Here is an 18110-nt window from a genome sequence, read left to right on the forward strand (position 1 = left end):
CAATTAGATATATATTATAACCAAATTTAAAATTTGGTGTACTACATATAGTGTTTAGATTTTAATATAGACACTATAGAAAAACAAAAAAATCAAATTTAATATTTTAAATCAGATGCTTATGTTTTATTTTAACGATTTTGGGGTTTTATTCTTCTTTATCTCTAATTTATGATTTTTATACTTTAATTTGTTTATTATTGTTATTAACTGCTGTTCCTTTTTATCAACTCCTGATTTTGATTGTAAGTTACTGATTTTAAGAGTGTGGCAATGGAGTGGATGTGTTTTTGAATTATAGCTCTGAAAAGCACCATAATTACCGATTTAAATTCTAATTTTATACTTTTTTCTTTCTGAATTAGCTATATAAAAATACAAAATGTAAATTTTGTTTTTATAATTTGAACCAAAAAAAGCAATTTTTTTAAGTAAAAATACTCGAAAGGTCTATTCTAGCTTGCATTGAGTCTAACAGTTAACTGTTAATAGATAATAACAGTTACGATTTCTGTTCTTGAAATCGTAACTATCCAATCTGTTTAACCGTTACAATTACTTAGTGAAGTTGATAAATAATTCAAAGTGACTATATTTAGTTAGTGTGATTTTAAAACTATAAACCATCCTTTTTCTGATATTTACATCATTAAATTTTATATATTTTTATTAATTTGATTTTTATAATAACTATTATTAAGTAATAATTATTAAATATCGATTTTTTAATTGGATATATAAGATATGGTTTATTTCTATATTGAATTTCATGTGCTTTTTTAATTGATCGAGAAGGACTCAAGTGAAGAATAATCCTGTTGCTGTTGGAGTTATTCTTAAGGCGGAATTTCTTAAACCTATGGGAACCACCATAGTGATGCTTTCAGATGCTATGGGTGTTTACTGTAATACGGTAAGTGCAATAGCAAATGGCTAAAACCCAAGCTGTTCTTGTAGCTTCATCTCTTGGTGCATCCTCTCACAAGGCCTTGTGTGAAAAAACTACAAATTATATGTATATGTAGATTTTATCGAGTGTGATAGTTTTTTATGAATATATCTTTGTCTGAAAGTAAGATTGCTTTTTATTACATTGTGATGTGATCAAGTCTGATTACTTGTACATTATTGTTGCATTTTGTATGGACTTCTTATAAGTTTCCGGCCGGATTTTATAAGGTTTATATATTAATGAAGTATCAATCAGATTTAAGTCAAATCCCTAGTTGTCCACCTCGTGACTGTACTAGAGAGATGAGGGATTCTTACCGCTTTGTATTTGACCCATTAGATCAAAATAGCTTTTTGCCTCAAGGTAAAAAGGATCCTCAGCGAGTTAATAAAGAAGAAGATAATAAGAAAAAGTGCTCTTTACTTGGATTATCAATGTTCGAATCAGAAAATGATGCCTGTGCTCATTACAAAAGACTCAAAAAGTTTATAAAAAATATTGATAAAACCATAGGCTCCCATCTGGCTAAAGGGAAAATTAAACCACAACATGGTTGTATTACTAAGCCAAATAAAAATGGTCACTTTGACCTCTTCGAAAGTGCAGGTGTAGACTTAACTTTGAACTTCCAAGTTATGTATGAGCTTAGTGAGAAGATATGATGATTAATTTATCTGGGCAAAAATTACAGACCCTACCTCTAGGTAATTTGACTTGGAAGAGGGATTTGATTTACTTCGAAGGCCCGTTATTATCTGAGTTTTCGTCAGATAAAGGTGAAGTATATCTTAAATACTGGTGTGATTGTGATGATACATTTAATCGTTGGATGTTCTTTAAGGTAAAAGAGCAAGACAGACTTCGTCTAGTTTTAGGTGAAAAGTCGCTTTACGATGTAATTGTTAATCAGCCTGATAGCTTTGTTTTTGTATCCGATGAAAGTAGGGACATACAAAACTATACTTTTCTTGAGGCTGCTAATTTACCAAATGAATATCTTCCAGAAGAGGATTCTTATCTCGAAATTGATGATTATGTTGATGATGAGAAGATCACTTCATTGGTTTTTGAAGATCAATGGGACTTTGAAGAGTTAAAAAACGTCTATCGTAAGTTTGCTCAGATATACGATTTTATCTTTGTGTCTAATTCCATTAGCGGTAGGCTAGGTGCTTCAATGCCTTGGCAAGGCGGTGCTAGTGCAGTCCATTTTTACAATAAAATAAAAGAGCTAATTCCTTCTAATGATGCTAGCCGATTAAATGCTATACATTACGCATCTCCTGGTTATATGAAAATTTCAGTTAATCGTAAAGTGTCAGATATTGCTTTGACTGCAATTAATAACTATGGATTGAATAAGAAAGCTATAGATTCCTTGTATTTGGAACTGCAGAATAGAATCAAAGAGCTAGACTTAAATAATATCTCTTCGAGTGATGCCATGAATATATTTGATAATGATGATAAATGTATAGATTTTTATACCGAGCTAGTAGATTCATTGTCTGGTTTTGATATGTCGTGGTTATCGAAATTTGTAGATACGAACTTTGAACGTTGTAAAATAGTATTGACGCATGTTAGGCGTTTAAGGTCTTTCCAAAACTACTTAGGTAAACAAAGTGTGAGAGTTGTAAGTCCTCTGATCACCTCAGAATAATCAAATAAAGAAGCAATTAAAACTGACTCCAAAGCTAACATTTTTAGTACTTAGCATTTGTTTTGTGACGGTATGTTTTAGTTTTGTGATCGCTTTGCTCAGCTTTAATTAGGCTATCTTTTCTTTTCCTGACACCTATTAGTCTAAGTAAAGTAGAGTGCCTAACACATTTTTCCAACATTGAGCTAGCTTCCATAGTGTAGTGGCCGAGACAACTTGGCCACTCAGATATGGTTAAAACCGTTTAGTTGCAATACTAGAAGTAATCCGAGAAATTGGAATGTTCTATGGTTCGTAAGTCAGAATTTTCCAGAAACGTTTTATAAAGTCCAGCTTTGTTACATGACTTGATCTGACTGATTGTAAAGTTGAATTGGGAGCAAATAAGTGAACTTGAAATAACTTTCAGTTTTTGAAAAATATAATTAATAAAAATTTAACTGTTTATGGTGTTTATCAGAAGTTCACTTGAGTGTCAGAAGTCGAACTGATCTTCACTTTAGAGTTATATGCTACCTGCTCATTTTAGATTTTTTACTAACTTTACTTTAAAGTGAACTTTGAATAATTATAACTTATTGAACAGTAGTGGTTATTTGATTTTAGCTAGATACGCTTTTTATCATGACTTTAACTGAGGTTGGTGATTGCATTGCTATTATAAAGCATGAGAGTTACCTATTATTGTCTTTGGTTAGGTATTCAACACCTTTAATCCTCTTCTTTTTTATTAAAGTGTCAGAAATAGCCTGAACAAATACATATTAAGAGTACCTCTCAATAAAAAGCTGATTTTGAATATTTTTAAATTATATTTAATTGCTTGTTACCTGTTATAGATAGGCTACCAAGGGATGCTTTGATAATGTGTTCGCTCCACCATACCATCATCGGAATTCGCCTCTCTAAATAATCAGTTCTGTTATATGCACTTCTAACTTGATTTCCATCAACATGAGCAAGTGCAGCTTCTATTAAATCAGAATCAAAGCCTTGTTCGTTGAGCGTAGTACTTGCCAATGAACGCAATCCATGGCTAACCAGTCTCTTCTCAAAGCCCATACGTCTGAGGGCCATATTTGCAGTTTGGTTATTATAAGGCTTGAGTGGAGATCTATCTGAAGGAAAGACAAATTCTCGATGCTGACTGATTGGTTTCATCACTTCTAATAAAGCAACTGTTTGAACGGTCAAAGGAATACGGTGTTCACGATTTTTTTTCATTCGCTCAGCAGGAATAGTCCAAACCCTTTGATTTAGATCTATCTCATTCCATCGAGCTCCTGCTGCTTCACAAGGGCGGGTCATTGTATGTAATTGCCATTCAATTAAGCAGCGAGTTGTACGTTTAATATTGGCATTTGCTATCGCATTCATTAGTTCAGGCAACCCATTAGGGAGAATCGAAGGCATATTTTTTTTAATCGGCTTTTTGAAAGCAGCTTTAATAGCGGATAAAGGGTTAGAGAATATCAGTCCACAATTAACAGCATAATTCATAATTTCGTTAAGACGCTGAGTTAATCTTTTAACTGTCTCTAAGTTACCTTTTGCTTCTATAGGCCTAAGGGTAGTGATAACGATTGGAGCCGTGATTTTAGATATTGCTTTGTTAGCGATGTGAGGGAAAATATGTATTTCTAATGATCGCCAAATATCTTCGGCGTAATCAGGCGATATAGTGTCTTTTTTTAATTTAAACCATTCGGAAGATATATTGATAAGAGTGTGCTCATTTTGGTTTTGTTTATCAATTTTCTGTTGTTCTCGAAACTCTTTCGGATCTATTCCTTGAGCAACGAGAGAGCGGGCACTCATTGTGTATTTGCGGGCTTGAGCTAAAGGTAATTCAGGAAAGGTACCTAAGCCCATATTGATTCGTTTTTTCGTTATAGGGTGGCGATAGTTGAAGTTCCATAAACGTGAACCATTTTTACGAATGCGAAGTTGTAAGCCGTCACCATCAGAGAGCACATAATCTTTCTCTTTAGGTTTAGCATTCTCTATTTGCTTTTGGTTTAGCCTCGTTGCTTTTGTACCCATGGAAACCAGCCTTTGTGACTTATGGTATTCCAAAAGTGTAGTTCAACGAGCTTGGAATACCATGTGGCATACCAAAGAGGATGGAAACTACTAGACGTCTTTGTATATTACAGATACAAGAAAGCCCGCTAAGTCAGTAACCTAGCGGGCTCTCTGGACGTCCTAGGACGTCTTCGTATACGAATTTGGTGGAGCTGGCGGGATTTGAACCCGCGTCCAAAATCAGTCTAACAGATGGCGCTACATGTTTAGTCAATCTTTATTCTCGTATCCACACTGCGAATTGACACGCTATGCTAATACATACCAGAATTCTATTTCGCGGTTCATCTCTCTAGTCAAAGAATCCCTCGCTATCTCGTTTGGGTTTGAACCCCTGTTATTCCCCGTCTTACAAGCGGAAGCTAGGGCAGGAGCGCTCTTAGCAGGGTATTAAGCTGCTAGTGCGTAGTTTTCGTCGTTTGCGACTATTTTTTTGCGGCTGTTTAACGAGGCAAACCGCACCTCGACATGCTCCACAAGCCTTCGTGATCCTGTCGAATCCTGAATCAGCCCCAGATGCGTTTGATGTTAGCAGAATAATTAACTAGGTCAACAGGTATATTATAATTCAATGACCAAGTGATTGATTACTATTCAAATGCTAACATCATGTTGTACTAAGTAACTTAACGGTTATTACCCTTCAAGATTCTTGCTTTGTCGCGCTGCCAATCTTTCGCTTTACTATCAGCACGTTTGTCATGCAATTTCTTACCACGAGCAGTACCAATTTTGATTTTTACAAAAGAGGTGCTCCAGTACATGTTTAGGGCAACGATAGTATCACCTTCACGGTTTACTGAATCCGCTAACTTTCGAAGTTCGCGGCGGTTAAGCAATAGCTTACGTACGCGTGTTGGATCGGCAACCACGTGGGTCGATGCTGCATTTAATGGAGAAATGGTTAAGCCAGAAATAAAGGCTTCACCGTTACGTAAGAAAACATAACTTTCTGTCATGTTTACTTTACCGTCACGGATAGCTTTTACTTCCCATCCTTGTAGAACCATACCGGCTTCGTATTCATCACCGATGGCAAATTCGAATCGAGCGCTTTTATTTTTGGCAATCGTATTGCTACTTTTTTTTGGTTTTTTAGCCATGTTGACCTCATCGAGTCATTGTTGCTGTCCCAGAACAAAATCTAATATAGGTGATTTTTCTGGTCGAATAAGCTATTGAAGTTACCATATTTAAAGCTTGTAACAATAGCTATTTTGGCAGATCGCTGAGTAATGGTATTATAGTGCCGTCTCTTTAAGCGCAATGGCTTTGAGCCTAAAGAGCTGTCTGTTCGATGAAGGAGAAACTATGCCGCAGATTAGTCGCTCTGCACTAGTTCCGTTTAGTGCCCAGCAAATGTTTGAACTTGTAAATGATGTAGAATCTTATCCAGCTTTCTTACCCGGGTGTGCTGGCAGTAAAGTTATTGAAAGTTCGACAAGTCATATGATGGCATCGGTTGATGTTGCGAAGGCGGGTATTCGAAAAACATTTGTTACGCATAATAAATTGGTCGATTTTAATCAAATTAATATGCAGTTAGTCGATGGCCCTTTCCGTAAGTTAGTGGGTGGGTGGACGTTTACAGAATTAGATTCAACGGCATGTAAAATTGAGCTTAACCTTGAATTTGAATTTACTAGCAGTTTGATAGATGCGGCTTTTGGTAAAATTTTCCGCGATCTAACCGGTAGTATGGTACAGGCCTTTACTCAGCGAGCAAAAGAAGTTTATGCATTCTGATCAACCATTAATCCATGTTGAGGTTGTTTACGCATTACCCAATATGCAGCGCGTGTTAAAACTAGCAGTTGTTGCTGATACGCCCATTCAAGAAATAATCGAACAATCTGGCATTTTAGCCATGTATCCTGATATTGACTTAAAGAAGAATAAAATTGGGATTTATAGCCGAAATGTGAAGCTAGATAGTACAGCAAGGGAAGGGGATAGAATTGAAATTTATCGCCCATTAGTTGCAGATCCCCGTGAGATCCGCCGTAAGCGCGCAGAGCAGGCTAAATTAGAAGCGGATAAAAACAAATAAACCTTAATATAGCCATTTTTTAGACATAAAAAAGCTCGCATCAGCGAGCTTTTTTGTTATGCGTATAACAAGGCTATTGATTCATAGGATCCATGAAGTTAGCACCTTGTTTGAAATCTCCTTTCATACTAACAAGCTGGGCTTGTGGGTTGAAAGTTAAAATCAGATTCTTCTGGATCGGCTTATCATGGCCGTTCTTTTCATAGAAGATATAGTTCCATCTGTCTGGGTAACTTGGGTCTACCAACATAGGTGTGCCCAGAACATATTGAACTTGTGCTTTTGTCATACCGACACGAAGCATATCAACGCTTTTTTGTTCTACGTAGTTGCCTTGGTCTATATCAATACGATAGACCAAACGTTCAGCGATTGAACAGCCACTAAGTAAGCCCAACGCTAGGGTTAGGGCTGCAATGTTTTTCCAAGTCATAGCATCCTGGCTTTTTAGCTTTAACTGCTGCGATGATAAACAAGGTCTATGCAGAAGTAAAAAGCGGTAAAGAAAAAAAGTAAATAATTTTGATATTCGACTATTACTTCTCGTAATAGTTGCATCTGTGTCTTAGTTTATTTCATAACCGCAAAATAAGCGAAACTTAATCAAGCTGCAATGAGTAACTCTTTTGCATTGGCTAATGTTCGTTCTGTAATTTCGCTGCCACCAAGCAGGCGCGCTAATTCAGCAATACGATCTTCTTCTGTTAGTGGGCGCATATTTGTTTCTGTCTGTCCTTCCGCTGTTTTTTTCGCCACAAACATGTGTTGATGCCCACAACCTGCAACTTGCGGTAAGTGTGTGACACACATGACTTGGGTTGATTCACCTAAGGTTCTTAGCATTTTTCCGACAATCGCAGCGGTTGGTCCACTGATACCCACATCGACTTCATCGAAAATTAGACTTGGTGTTTCTACTTTTTGCGCTGTGATCACTTGAATTGCAAGTGATATACGTGAAAGCTCACCCCCTGATGCGACTTTACCTAGCGGCTGTAAAGGCTGACCTGGGTTGGTTGAAACTAAAAAGCTAATACTGTCATAACCAATAGGGCTTAGCATACGTTCAGGATCGCTGGTGATATTAATCGAGAACTCACCGTGTTCCATGCTAAGCGTATGCATACTTTCAGAGATCTTTTGATCTAGCTCTTTCGCATAACGTTGGCGACTTTTGCTTAGCTTTTCGGCAGCCAGAAGGCACTTTTGGCGTAATGCTTCTACGTTTTCTGCCATTTCTTCTAAACGTTCATCACTACAATCAAGGTTATCTAACTCTTTAAGTAGATCTTGATGCTTTTGGTATAATTCGTTTGGCATCACGTAGTGTTTACGCGCCATCGACATGATTTTAGCTAAGCGCTCTTCTAAATAGATCAAGCGATGTGGATCCATATCCAAATTATCAAGATAGCTGCGGAGTTCTTGGCTTGCTTCTTGTACTTGAATAATGGCCTCTTCAAGCATTTGTGGGATCACATTTAGGTTATTGTCATATTCACCTAAATTGCACACTTGTTGAGATGCCATTTGAAGCAGTTGCAGCGCGTTACCATCGTCATTGTCATAAAGCATTGATAATGCCGTTTGGCTTGCAACCGCTAATTCACCACTATTTGATAAGCGTTTGTGCTCTTCTTCTATCTCGTTGAATTCTTCTTCACCGAGTGCGAGCTCATCTAATTCTTTTACTTGATACTGTAATAGTTGTTTTTGTGCTTCGTTTTCTTCGCGGCTTTGGGTTAAGCGTTTTAATTCATTATGCGCTTGACGCCAGCGTTGATACGTTTTACGGGTTTTATCAAGTAACGAATGGTGGCCTGCATATTGATCTAGCATGTGCTGCTGATATTCAGGACGCATTAATTGCTGGTGGGCATGTTGTCCGTGAATGTTGATCAGCAATTGCCCTAATGCTTTTTGCTGTGAAGCAGGGACTGGGCTGCCATTAATAAAGCCACGAGAGCGACCTTCTTTGGTGATCACACGACGTAAGATACATTCTTCGCCATCCATTAAATCGTTATCTTCTAGCCAACGTCGAGCGGCTTGGTTATTGGCCAGTAAAAAAGCGGCAGATATTTCTGCTTTATCTTCATTAGGACGAACCATAGTTGCTTCTGCACGATCACCAAGGCATAAGCCAAGTGCATCGATCGCGATGGATTTACCTGCCCCCGTTTCACCTGTAATGGTGGTCATACCGGGTTTAAGTTCAAATTGAAGCGTTTTAACAATGGCAAAGTTAGAGATAGTCATGTGTGCCAGCATGTGTTCACCTGTTTAAATCAACACCTGTTTTTACATACAGTATATACTGTATCTATAACCAGTAAAGTGTTGGGTGAAAAAATATGCTGAAAAATTTGATTTAGGTTAAGTTTATGAAATGCAGATAGAAATAAAGCCAGTACGAGGCTGGCTTTATGAAAGTTTTTATTCTACTGAAGGATAATTCAGGATCAGAAAAGACGGCTTGACCAACCTAGCTTTCCTCTTAGCACGTTGTAGTAGCTGTAATCTTTGGGGTGGATCAGCTGCAACCTGTCTTTACTTTGGTAAATGTGGATTTCATCACCAGGGCTAACAGGTAAAGAGACTTGCCCATCACAGCTGACTTCAAGCGTACTACCATTGTTAGGTGAAACCAGCAGCTTAATACAGCGATCGCCATCAACCACTAAGGGGCGGCAAGAAAGCGTATGTGGGAACATTGGCACTAGGGCTATCGCATTTAAACTCGGTGACAAGATTGGACCACCGCCTGATAATGAATAAGCCGTCGAGCCTGTTGGTGTCGCAATAATCAACCCATCAGAACGCTGTGAGAAAGCAAAGCAATCATCAATGTAGACTTCAAATTCGATCATATGAGCGATTTTATCTGGGTGAAGTACGGCTTCATTTAATGCGGCATTTCGACTTTTAACTTGTCCATGACGATGCACTTCTGCTTCAAGCAAGAAGCGATCTTCTTTTATAAATTCGCCTTTGAGTACTCGACTAAGCGGTTCTTCAAAATCATCTGGGTCAAGATCGGTAAGAAAACCAAGGTTACCGCGGTTCACACCAATGACGGAAATATCAAAACGAGAGAGAACACGTGCTGCGCCCAGCATATTACCGTCACCACCCACAACAATGGCAAGATCGGCTTTTTCACCTAAGGTGAGCAAATCACAAAAACACTGTTCAGGGATCTCAAGATCATCTGATAGACGATGATCGAGTAACACGGTGTAGTTTTGTGCCACTAACCATTGATATAGGCTCATGTGAGTCTGTAATGCATCAGGGTTACGTGGTTTACCTATTAACGCAATGGTGTCAAAAATTCGCGTCATCTCTTTGTTCCAACATCTAATAGTGAGGGCAGTATAGCCTTAGAAAAAATAACTTGTCGCTGTTTGTTATCAATATTGGGTTGAATCATTGAACTTCATCCCCATAATATGCCCAAGACTGTTGAAAAGTAGTGGCGTAGAATAGCCTACTGCTGATTATACATACCCAATTATCTTGGCGGAGAACCAACGCATGACTAACAAAAACCACAATGTACAGGATGAGCAGCTAAATGATGCAGTTGACGCTGTTGAAGTAGAAGCTGTAGAGGGTGAGTTTGTTGAATCAGAACAAGAACTATACGAATCTCGCATTGCTGAGCTAGAAGCGGCGTTACTGTCAAGTGAAGCACAAGCTAATGAAGCGAAAGATGCAGCATTACGTGCACGCGCAGAAGGCGAAAATATTCGTCGTCGTTCAGAGCAAGAAATTGATAAAGCACGTAAGTACGCATTAAACAAATTTGCAGAAGAATTATTACCTGTTATTGATAACCTTGAGCGTGCACTTGAGATGGCAGACAAGACTGATGAATCATCAAAAGCGATGATGGAAGGTGTTGAGCTAACGCTTAAAACAATGACAGATACCGTTGCTAAATTTGGTTTAACGCAAATTAACCCACAAGGTGAAGCGTTTAACCCTGAATTCCACCAAGCGATGGCTATTCAAGAAAGCACTGATTTTGCACCAAATACTGTAATGATGGTGATGCAAAAAGGTTATGAGCTAAATGGCCGTGTGATCCGTCCTGCAATGGTGATGGTATCTAAAGCTGCGGCAGGTAACGTAAATACTCAAGCGTAATAACTGTTATCTTTTAGCGTATAAAAGCCCACTTCGGTGGGTTTTTTTATTTTTTTTGAAAATATTTTTGTTTTACCCTTGAAAAGCATTCTGGCGGCCTTATTTAGTAGTCATAAGACATTAAACATATTTGTCACGGGTAAAGCCCGAACCGCTAACCTTAGAATCCGTTCTAGGTGTAGCAAATAAATATAACGAATTTCGGAGATAGTCTGATGGGTAAAATCATTGGTATTGACTTAGGTACTACAAACTCTTGTGTAGCAGTACTTGACGGCGACAAACCACGTGTAATCGAAAACGCAGAAGGCGAGCGTACAACAGCATCAGTTGTTGCCTACACTCAAGATGGTGAAACGCTAGTTGGTCAACCAGCAAAACGTCAGGCAGTAACAAACCCTGAAAACACACTATTCGCAATCAAGCGTCTAATCGGTCGTCGTTTTGAAGACGAAGAAGTTCAGCGCGATATCGAAATCATGCCTTACAAAATTGTTAAGGCTGACAACGGTGATGCATGGGTAGAAGCAAAAGGCCAAAAAATGGCTGCTCCTCAAGTATCTGCTGAAATTCTTAAGAAAATGAAGAAAACAGCTGAAGATTACCTTGGCGAACCAGTTACTGGCGCAGTAATCACAGTTCCTGCTTACTTCAACGATGCACAGCGTCAAGCAACAAAAGATGCTGGCCGTATCGCAGGTTTAGATGTTAAACGTATCATTAACGAACCAACAGCTGCTGCATTAGCTTACGGCTTAGACAAGCAAGGTGGTGATCGCACTATCGCTGTTTACGACCTTGGTGGTGGTACATTTGATATTTCAATCATCGAGATCGATGAAGTTGAAGGTGAGAAAACATTTGAAGTTCTAGCAACTAACGGTGATACACACCTAGGTGGTGAAGACTTCGATACTCGTCTAATCAACTACTTAGTAGAAGAATTCAAGAAAGATCAAGGCATCGACCTTAAGAACGATCCTCTTGCGATGCAGCGTCTAAAAGAAGCAGCAGAAAAAGCGAAAATCGAACTATCATCTGCACAACAAACTGATGTAAACCTACCTTACATTACAGCAGATGCAACTGGTCCTAAGCACATGAACATCAAAGTGACTCGTGCAAAACTAGAATCTCTAGTCGAAGACCTAGTTCAACGTTCTCTAGACCCACTAAAAGTGGCACTAGCTGATGCTGACCTAACTGTTGGTGACATCACTGATGTTATCCTAGTTGGTGGTCAAACTCGTATGCCTATGGTTCAAGCTAAAGTAACTGAGTTCTTTGGTAAAGAGCCACGTAAAGACGTTAACCCTGATGAAGCAGTTGCTGTAGGTGCTGCTGTTCAAGGTGGTGTACTTGCTGGTGATGTTAAAGACGTTCTACTTCTAGACGTTACTCCACTATCTCTTGGTATTGAAACCATGGGTGGCGTGATGACTAAGCTTATCGAGAAGAACACAACTATCCCAACAAAAGCGAACCAAGTGTTCTCTACTGCTGAAGATAACCAAAGCGCGGTAACTATCCACGTAATCCAAGGTGAGCGTAAGCAAGCAAGCTTCAACAAGTCTCTAGGTCAATTCAACCTAGAAGGCATTCAGCCTGCACCTCGTGGTATGCCACAAATCGAAGTAACATTCGACCTTGATGCTGATGGTATCCTAAACGTATCTGCAAAAGATAAGACTACGGGTAAAGAGCAGAAGATCACTATCCAAGCGTCTGGTGGTCTAAGCGATGCTGATATCGAGAAAATGGTTCAAGAAGCTGAAGCTAACAAAGAAAACGACAAAAAGTTTGAAGAGTTAGTAACTGCTCGTAACCAAGCTGACCAGCTAATTCACGGTACTCGTAAGCAAATCGAAGAAGCGGGTGACGCACTTCCTGCTGATGAGAAAGCAAAAATCGAAGCTGCTGTTGCTGAACTAGAAGAAGCACGTAAAGGCGAAGATAAAGAAGCAATTGATGCGAAAGTTCAAGCTGTAGTTGCTGCTTCTCAAAAGCTAATGGAAATCGCTCAACAGAAAGCACAAGCTCAACAAGCTGATGGCGCTGGTGAGCAACAAGCTAAGCAAGACGACGATGTTGTTGATGCTGAGTTTGAAGAAGTTAAAGACAACAAATAAGAACGTTATTAATATCTATTAATTAACATCTTATTTAAATTACGGGCGTTTGAGGTTACTCTAACGCCCGTAACTATATCTAGCCAGGTGACAATCAAGTTATGTCTAAACGTGATTTATATGAAGTGCTAGGCGTAGCCCGTGACGCAGGTGAGCGTGACATTAAAAAGGCTTATAAGCGCTTAGCAATGAAGTTCCACCCCGACCGTAACCAGGGTGACGACGAGTCAGCAGAGAAATTCAAAGAAGTTAAATATGCTTATGAAATTCTAACTGATGGCCAAAAACGCGCAGCTTACGATCAGTACGGCCATGCAGCCTTTGAACAAGGTGGAATGGGCGGCGGTGGCGGCGGCTTCGGCGGCGGTGCAGACTTTAGCGACATCTTTGGTGATGTGTTCGGCGATATCTTTGGTGGTGGCGGTGGTCGTCGTCAACAACGCGCACAGCGTGGCTCAGATCTTCGTTACAACATGGAACTGACGTTAGAAGAAGCTGTTCGCGGTTGTTCAAAAGAAATCCGTGTACCTACCTTAGTAGGTTGTGACTCTTGTGATGGTTCTGGTGCAAAAAAAGGTTCATCAGCAACAACATGTGGTACTTGTCACGGTGCTGGCCAAGTACAAATGCGTCAAGGTTTCTTTGCGGTTCAACAAACTTGTCCACACTGTCATGGTCGTGGTCAAATTATCAAAGATCCATGTAATAAGTGTCATGGCGAAGGCCGTGTAGAAGAAACCAAAACGTTATCCGTTAAAATTCCTGCAGGTGTTGATACTGGCGACCGTATTCGTCTTACTGGCGAAGGGGAAGCGGGTGAATTTGGCGCTCCAGCAGGTGACTTGTACGTACAAGTACATGTAAAAGAACACAACATTTTCCAACGTGATGGCAATAACCTACATTGTGAAGTACCTGTAAGCTTTACAATGGCGGCATTAGGTGGGGAAGTTGAAGTTCCAACCCTTGATGGCCGTGTCAGCTTGAAAGTACCCGCTGAAATGCAAACCGGTCGTATGTTCCGTATGCGTGGTAAAGGTGTTGATTCTGTTCGTGGCGGTATGACGGGCGATCTTATTTGTAAGTTAGTGGTGGAAACGCCTGTTAACTTAAGCTCACGCCAAAAAGAATTGCTTCAAGAACTTGAAGAAACGTTTGGTGGTAAAGCTGCAAGTAAGCACAAACCAAAATCAGAAGGTTTCTTCAAAGGTGTGAAGAAGTTTTTTGATGATTTAACTCACTAAAAGTAGTTAAACAGTGAATTTTAAAAGCCGACGTGATGTCGGCTTTTTTATTTCCAGCAATCAGCTTGATCTGTAGTAGTAGATGTTTCGCCATTACTTTTTAATATTAGATTTGAGCATATATCTGCAGATTGCAAACTAGTTTTTGACGCAGTTAAACTGTAGTTAGTTGATGTGCTTGTAATCGTATAATTATAACGCTCACCAGAATTATCACACTGGCTGCAGATACTTGCAGATAATGATCCTGATGAAGGATACGCAATACCTTTCGTTTTATTTTCTTCAATATTGAGTTGAATCATTACTAAGTCAGCCATTGCTTTATTGCGATGGCTCTTTAGAACATGGCTTTGATAAGAAGGGTAGGCGATAGCTGTTACTATACCTATGATCGCCACTACAATTAACATTTCGATCAGAGTCACGCCTTTTTGTGTAGTCATCATCCTTAATCTCTTTATTTTACGAGTTCCCTCGATATCTGATTTTTATCTTGTCCTTGCTATTTTGCGTTGATGTTAATCTATGAATCAAGGTGTTCTTAAGGATCAAGGACAGCATTAAAAAGGATTTGAGGAATGGCTCGCGAAAAGGATTCTTATTTACATAGTATACATTGTAGTGAATTTCGATTTAATGGCTTTACTCTGTTAGAACTGATGATCACTCTTAGTATATTATCAATCCTATTAATGACTGCTGCACCTTCATTCACGCAATTATTAGAAAAAAATAAAGTTAAAAATATTAGCGCTGATATAGAGGGTTTTTTATTACAAGCAAAATCCGAATCTGTAATGAGAAATGAGCCTCTCAAAGTTAAATATATTAGAGATTCAGGAGATATAACTGAATATCATAATGATGGACAGTGGGTATTAGCATTACTACCAGCCTCTTCAGTTGCATCAACAATATCAAATGCAAAATCTGATGCTATTCAAATTATTTTAGGTAACAAATATAAAGGTATAAATTTTAAAGTATCTATGTCTTCCTATTTAACGATGGACTCGTCTAGAGGAACGCCAAATACTACTGGACAGTTTTATTTCTACATAACTGATAGCTCTAAAGAAGTACAAGTTATTTTAAATAGATTGACAGGTAGAATTCGAAGCTGTTCTGTTACTAGCGGAGGTGCTTATGAATTTAAACCATGCTAATAAATATAAACAACAAGGTATTTCTCTAATAGAGCTAATTGTTGCATCATCAATTAGTTTAATCGCTATTGCTACTGTTGGGAGTATATATATAGCTGGGAATAAGATGGCTGTAGCGAGAACATCTCAGTTACTGATTAAACAAGATGTAAATGACACATTAAAGCATATTGCAACTGAAATACGTAGAGCGGGATATACCACTACGCTTGATGAGCCTGTAACGCTATCAGGTTCATCTTCAACGATCGACTCATCTGCTACTAATATTGGTTTTGTATATGAAGATGAAAATGGGAAATGGCGAGGAATAAAGTTCCAACAAAAAAACACATCAGCTGGAACTAAAACAATACAAATATGCCAAAAAATATCTTCCTCTTCTGCACTCTCAACTATGACAGATTTTACATTTAGTAATTTATGTAGTGGTGCAGAAGTAGCATCATTGATTGATTATAAAAATATCAACATTAATAATTTTAATGTGTCGACTTCTGTTATATCTACCGCTCAATCAACAGCAATGAAAGTGGATGTTTTTTTAGATGCAACCTTGATTGGTACAACATATACGCATGCAGGGAAAGTTTCTGTTGTATTAAGGAATATACAATGATTACAAAGCAGCATGGAATGGTGAGTTTATCTATTGTTAGTGTTTTATTAATAGCATCTTTGCTATTTTCATTAGCTTCATCAAAACAAGTTTATTATCAAATCAAGCGTGCTCAAAATACTATATTAGAACGTCAAGCATTCTGGAATGCTGAAGGTGGTTTAGAGTGTGCTTTTACTGAATTAAAGCAAAAAAATATAAAACCTACGGAATCAGCATTTAGTCATGTATGTAATGATTTGGCACCTTCGTCTGCATTAATGATTAACTCTTATCCAGCTGTGGGTGAGCATACTGAATATCAATTGATAAGTCGTTATAGCTCTGATGGATCAATACAAGAGATTAATAAAAGTATTGGTTATGGAGGTGGTGGTGTTCTTAGTACTATTGAAACAAGCGCTTCTATTGAATTAACAGGCTCTCAGCACTTTGTTCCAAATAAAACAGAGGATAAAGCTTCTGATGGAAAATATAAGTGTAAGTCTGTTGTATCTGGTGGCACGGTAAATTACGTCGCATCAATATCAGGGACTGACGAACACTTTTTCACAGTCGATTCAACAACTAGCGCACATGGAGGTGGAGGATTAGGGGCTCCTTCTTTTGAATGTAATAGTGCCTATCTTTCTAATTTATTCGATCCTGCTAAACCGCCAAGTGCTTTTTCAATTACTCCTGTTAAAGGAGGGGATATTTTAGAGAATGAGACAGTTGATGTTTTTAAGGCGCTATTTAACAAAGATATATCAGAACATGCCTCGGTTAGGGAAGATATAAAAAACGATACTGTCGGTATTGTTATCGGTGATAATGCTTTAGATAAAACATCAGGAGGCTGGATTAAAAATTGTCATACGAAGGTTGATAATGCTTATAAAAACGGAAAAAGACGTATTTGGATTGATGGTAACTGTGCATTAACAGGAGCTATTTTTGGAACAGCTATTGAATCAAATAATGAAGAAGCAGTTCAGTTGATTGTATTTAATGGTGTTTTATTTACAAAGGCAGTTACTTATTTTAATGGAATTCTCTATCAGTACGTGAGTACTTCATTAGATGTACTGACAGCTTGGGAAAATTTATTTAATGAAAGTACCGATATAGGTGTGCTTCCAGGTAGTTTTTTACAAAGTCATCTGACAGCCGATTATGATCAGATGCCCTTTTTAGCTGAAGGTTCCGTATATATTGATGGTGGCGTTGGAATTGATGCGATAGGAAGGACAATAAAGATTAATGGCTCAATTATTCCTTCTTATAATAAAGGAAAAGTTACAAAACATAGCACCCAGTTAAAATGGGAAAAGGGATCTTGGCATGATTTCTAATCAAAAAGGATTTAGCCTTCTAGAAAGTTTAATTGCTCTTGTTGTACTTTCAGTCGGTGTTCTAGGGCTTGTGAAATTACAAATATATATAGATAGAAAGGCTGATTTTGCATTGAACTCTTTGGAGGCATTACAACTTGCAGAGGATAAGCTTGAGTTTTTTAGAGCAAGAGCAAATATCAGTGGTGGTACAAATACCTTATATTTTGATGACCCTGTTTTAGCTGATGGAAGTTATCCGATAGAAAACATTGTTGTCTCTGGCTCTTCATATACATTTAAGAGAAGTTGGGAGATAGAGGATAAAATGAAACCGGCAGGATCAACAAATGCTGATGCAAAAGTTATTGCTGTTGACGTCCAATGGGTTGATCGATGGGGTAACACTTCTAATGTAGCGTTAAAAACATTATTTTCTCGTTACAGTGAGTTTGATTAACCTGCCTAAATTTTTGTCAATAAATACTTTTAAAAGTCGTTTTGAATAAAAAATATTCAAACGATTTTTTTTTATCAAAAAAATATTGTCAGCAAAGAAAATACTCCTATAATGCGACCTCACTGACACGGAGCAAGCCATTGGCTGGCAACCAAATCAGTATTGTTCTTTAACAATTTGACCATGCAATCTGTGTGGGCACTCGTTGAAAAGTTAAGTCGAAAGATTTATCAATGATACTAGTGACCAATTGATACGTAAGTATCAGCACAGT

18 protein-coding genes and 1 other RNA gene are annotated in these 18110 nt (G+C 38.2%); 12 read left to right on the top strand and 7 right to left on the bottom strand.

Annotated elements, in window-relative coordinates; genetic code table 11:
- Positions 1-802 precede the first annotated feature (802 nt).
- From C9J41_RS22130 to C9J41_RS21125, 3 genes are all read left to right on the top strand, one after another.
- Positions 803-937, top strand: coding sequence for a hypothetical protein (locus tag C9J41_RS22130; protein WP_255418322.1), 135 nt, complete (start codon positions 803-805; stop codon positions 935-937).
- Positions 938-1191: 254 nt separating this feature from the next.
- The gene (locus C9J41_RS21120; protein WP_107294983.1) at positions 1192-1614 is read left to right on the top strand and encodes a hypothetical protein; all 423 of its coding nucleotides are present in this window, start codon (positions 1192-1194) and stop codon (positions 1612-1614) included.
- Positions 1611-2615 (top strand): hypothetical protein, encoded by a 1005-nt coding sequence (locus tag C9J41_RS21125; RefSeq protein ID WP_199194454.1) that lies wholly within the window; start codon positions 1611-1613, stop codon positions 2613-2615. Before C9J41_RS21120 ends, C9J41_RS21125 begins: the two co-directional genes overlap by 4 nt.
- 804 nt (positions 2616-3419) lie before the next feature.
- On the opposite strand, the gene C9J41_RS21130 is transcribed toward C9J41_RS21125, so the two are convergent.
- The 3 genes from C9J41_RS21130 to smpB form a co-directional block, all read right to left on the bottom strand.
- Positions 3420-4658 carry an integrase domain-containing protein gene (locus tag C9J41_RS21130; RefSeq protein WP_107294984.1) on the bottom strand — a complete coding sequence of 413 codons (1239 nt, stop codon included), beginning with the start codon at positions 4656-4658 and terminating at the stop codon, positions 3420-3422.
- Positions 4659-4844: 186 nt separating this feature from the next.
- Positions 4845-5214, bottom strand: a transfer-messenger RNA (tmRNA) gene (gene ssrA / locus C9J41_RS21135).
- 112 nt (positions 5215-5326) lie between these two features.
- Positions 5327-5803, bottom strand: coding sequence for an SsrA-binding protein SmpB (smpB, locus tag C9J41_RS21140; protein WP_105059562.1), 477 nt, complete (start codon positions 5801-5803; stop codon positions 5327-5329).
- A 208-nt stretch (positions 5804-6011) separates the two neighbouring features.
- On the opposite strand from smpB, the gene C9J41_RS21145 reads away from it, so the two are divergent.
- Positions 6012-6446, top strand: a complete 435-nt coding sequence (locus C9J41_RS21145) for an SRPBCC family protein (protein ID WP_107207315.1) — start codon at positions 6012-6014, stop codon at positions 6444-6446.
- Positions 6436-6750, top strand: a complete 315-nt coding sequence (locus C9J41_RS21150; protein WP_107207316.1) for an RnfH family protein — start codon at positions 6436-6438, stop codon at positions 6748-6750. The genes C9J41_RS21145 and C9J41_RS21150 overlap by 11 nt, the downstream gene beginning before the upstream one ends.
- Positions 6751-6823: 73 nt before the next feature.
- On the opposite strand, the gene bamE is transcribed toward C9J41_RS21150, so the two are convergent.
- The 3 genes from bamE to nadK form a co-directional block, all read right to left on the bottom strand.
- Positions 6824-7183: an outer membrane protein assembly factor BamE gene (gene bamE / locus C9J41_RS21155; protein ID WP_105059564.1), complete on the bottom strand. Its 360-nt coding sequence runs from the start codon at positions 7181-7183 to the stop codon at positions 6824-6826.
- 170 nt (positions 7184-7353) lie between these two features.
- Positions 7354-9021, bottom strand: coding sequence for a DNA repair protein RecN (recN, locus tag C9J41_RS21160; RefSeq protein ID WP_107207317.1), 1668 nt, complete (start codon positions 9019-9021; stop codon positions 7354-7356).
- Between the two features lie 191 nt (positions 9022-9212).
- Positions 9213-10094, bottom strand: coding sequence for an NAD(+) kinase (gene nadK / locus C9J41_RS21165; RefSeq protein WP_107207318.1), 882 nt, complete (start codon positions 10092-10094; stop codon positions 9213-9215).
- Between the two features lie 193 nt (positions 10095-10287).
- Between nadK and grpE the strand changes: the two genes are divergently transcribed.
- From grpE to dnaJ, 3 genes are all read left to right on the top strand, one after another.
- Entirely contained in the window at positions 10288-10902 is a 615-nt protein-coding gene (gene grpE, locus C9J41_RS21170; protein ID WP_107207319.1) for a nucleotide exchange factor GrpE, read from the top strand.
- 215 nt (positions 10903-11117) lie between these two features.
- A complete protein-coding gene (gene dnaK, locus C9J41_RS21175; protein WP_105059567.1) occupies positions 11118-13031 on the top strand; it encodes a molecular chaperone DnaK in 1914 nt (637 codons plus the stop codon).
- Between the two features lie 101 nt (positions 13032-13132).
- Positions 13133-14275, top strand: a complete 1143-nt coding sequence (gene dnaJ / locus C9J41_RS21180) for a molecular chaperone DnaJ (RefSeq protein WP_107207320.1) — start codon at positions 13133-13135, stop codon at positions 14273-14275.
- Between the two features lie 47 nt (positions 14276-14322).
- On the opposite strand, the gene C9J41_RS21185 is transcribed toward dnaJ, so the two are convergent.
- Positions 14323-14724: a type IV pilin protein gene (locus C9J41_RS21185; RefSeq protein WP_105059568.1), complete on the bottom strand. Its 402-nt coding sequence runs from the start codon at positions 14722-14724 to the stop codon at positions 14323-14325.
- A 132-nt stretch (positions 14725-14856) separates the two neighbouring features.
- Between C9J41_RS21185 and C9J41_RS21190 the strand changes: the two genes are divergently transcribed.
- Genes C9J41_RS21190 through C9J41_RS21205 form a run of 4 tightly spaced genes read left to right on the top strand, consistent with a single transcriptional unit; the run spans position 14857 to position 17836 of the window.
- On the top strand, positions 14857-15444 hold the full coding sequence (locus tag C9J41_RS21190) for a GspH/FimT family pseudopilin (protein WP_107207321.1): 588 nt from the start codon (positions 14857-14859) through the stop codon (positions 15442-15444).
- Positions 15425-16063 carry a PilW family protein gene (locus C9J41_RS21195; RefSeq protein WP_107207322.1) on the top strand — a complete coding sequence of 213 codons (639 nt, stop codon included), beginning with the start codon at positions 15425-15427 and terminating at the stop codon, positions 16061-16063. The genes C9J41_RS21190 and C9J41_RS21195 overlap by 20 nt, the downstream gene beginning before the upstream one ends.
- Complete coding sequence (locus tag C9J41_RS21200) at positions 16060-17397, top strand: hypothetical protein (RefSeq protein ID WP_107294985.1); 1338 nt, start codon at positions 16060-16062, stop codon at positions 17395-17397. Before C9J41_RS21195 ends, C9J41_RS21200 begins: the two co-directional genes overlap by 4 nt.
- On the top strand, positions 17387-17836 hold the full coding sequence (locus C9J41_RS21205; RefSeq protein ID WP_105059572.1) for a prepilin-type N-terminal cleavage/methylation domain-containing protein: 450 nt from the start codon (positions 17387-17389) through the stop codon (positions 17834-17836). The genes C9J41_RS21200 and C9J41_RS21205 overlap by 11 nt, the downstream gene beginning before the upstream one ends.
- Positions 17837-18110 lie beyond the last annotated feature (274 nt).

Origin of the sequence: Photobacterium sp. GB-50 (assembly GCF_003026755.1) — a bacterium.
Taxonomy (GTDB): domain Bacteria; phylum Pseudomonadota; class Gammaproteobacteria; order Enterobacterales; family Vibrionaceae; genus Photobacterium.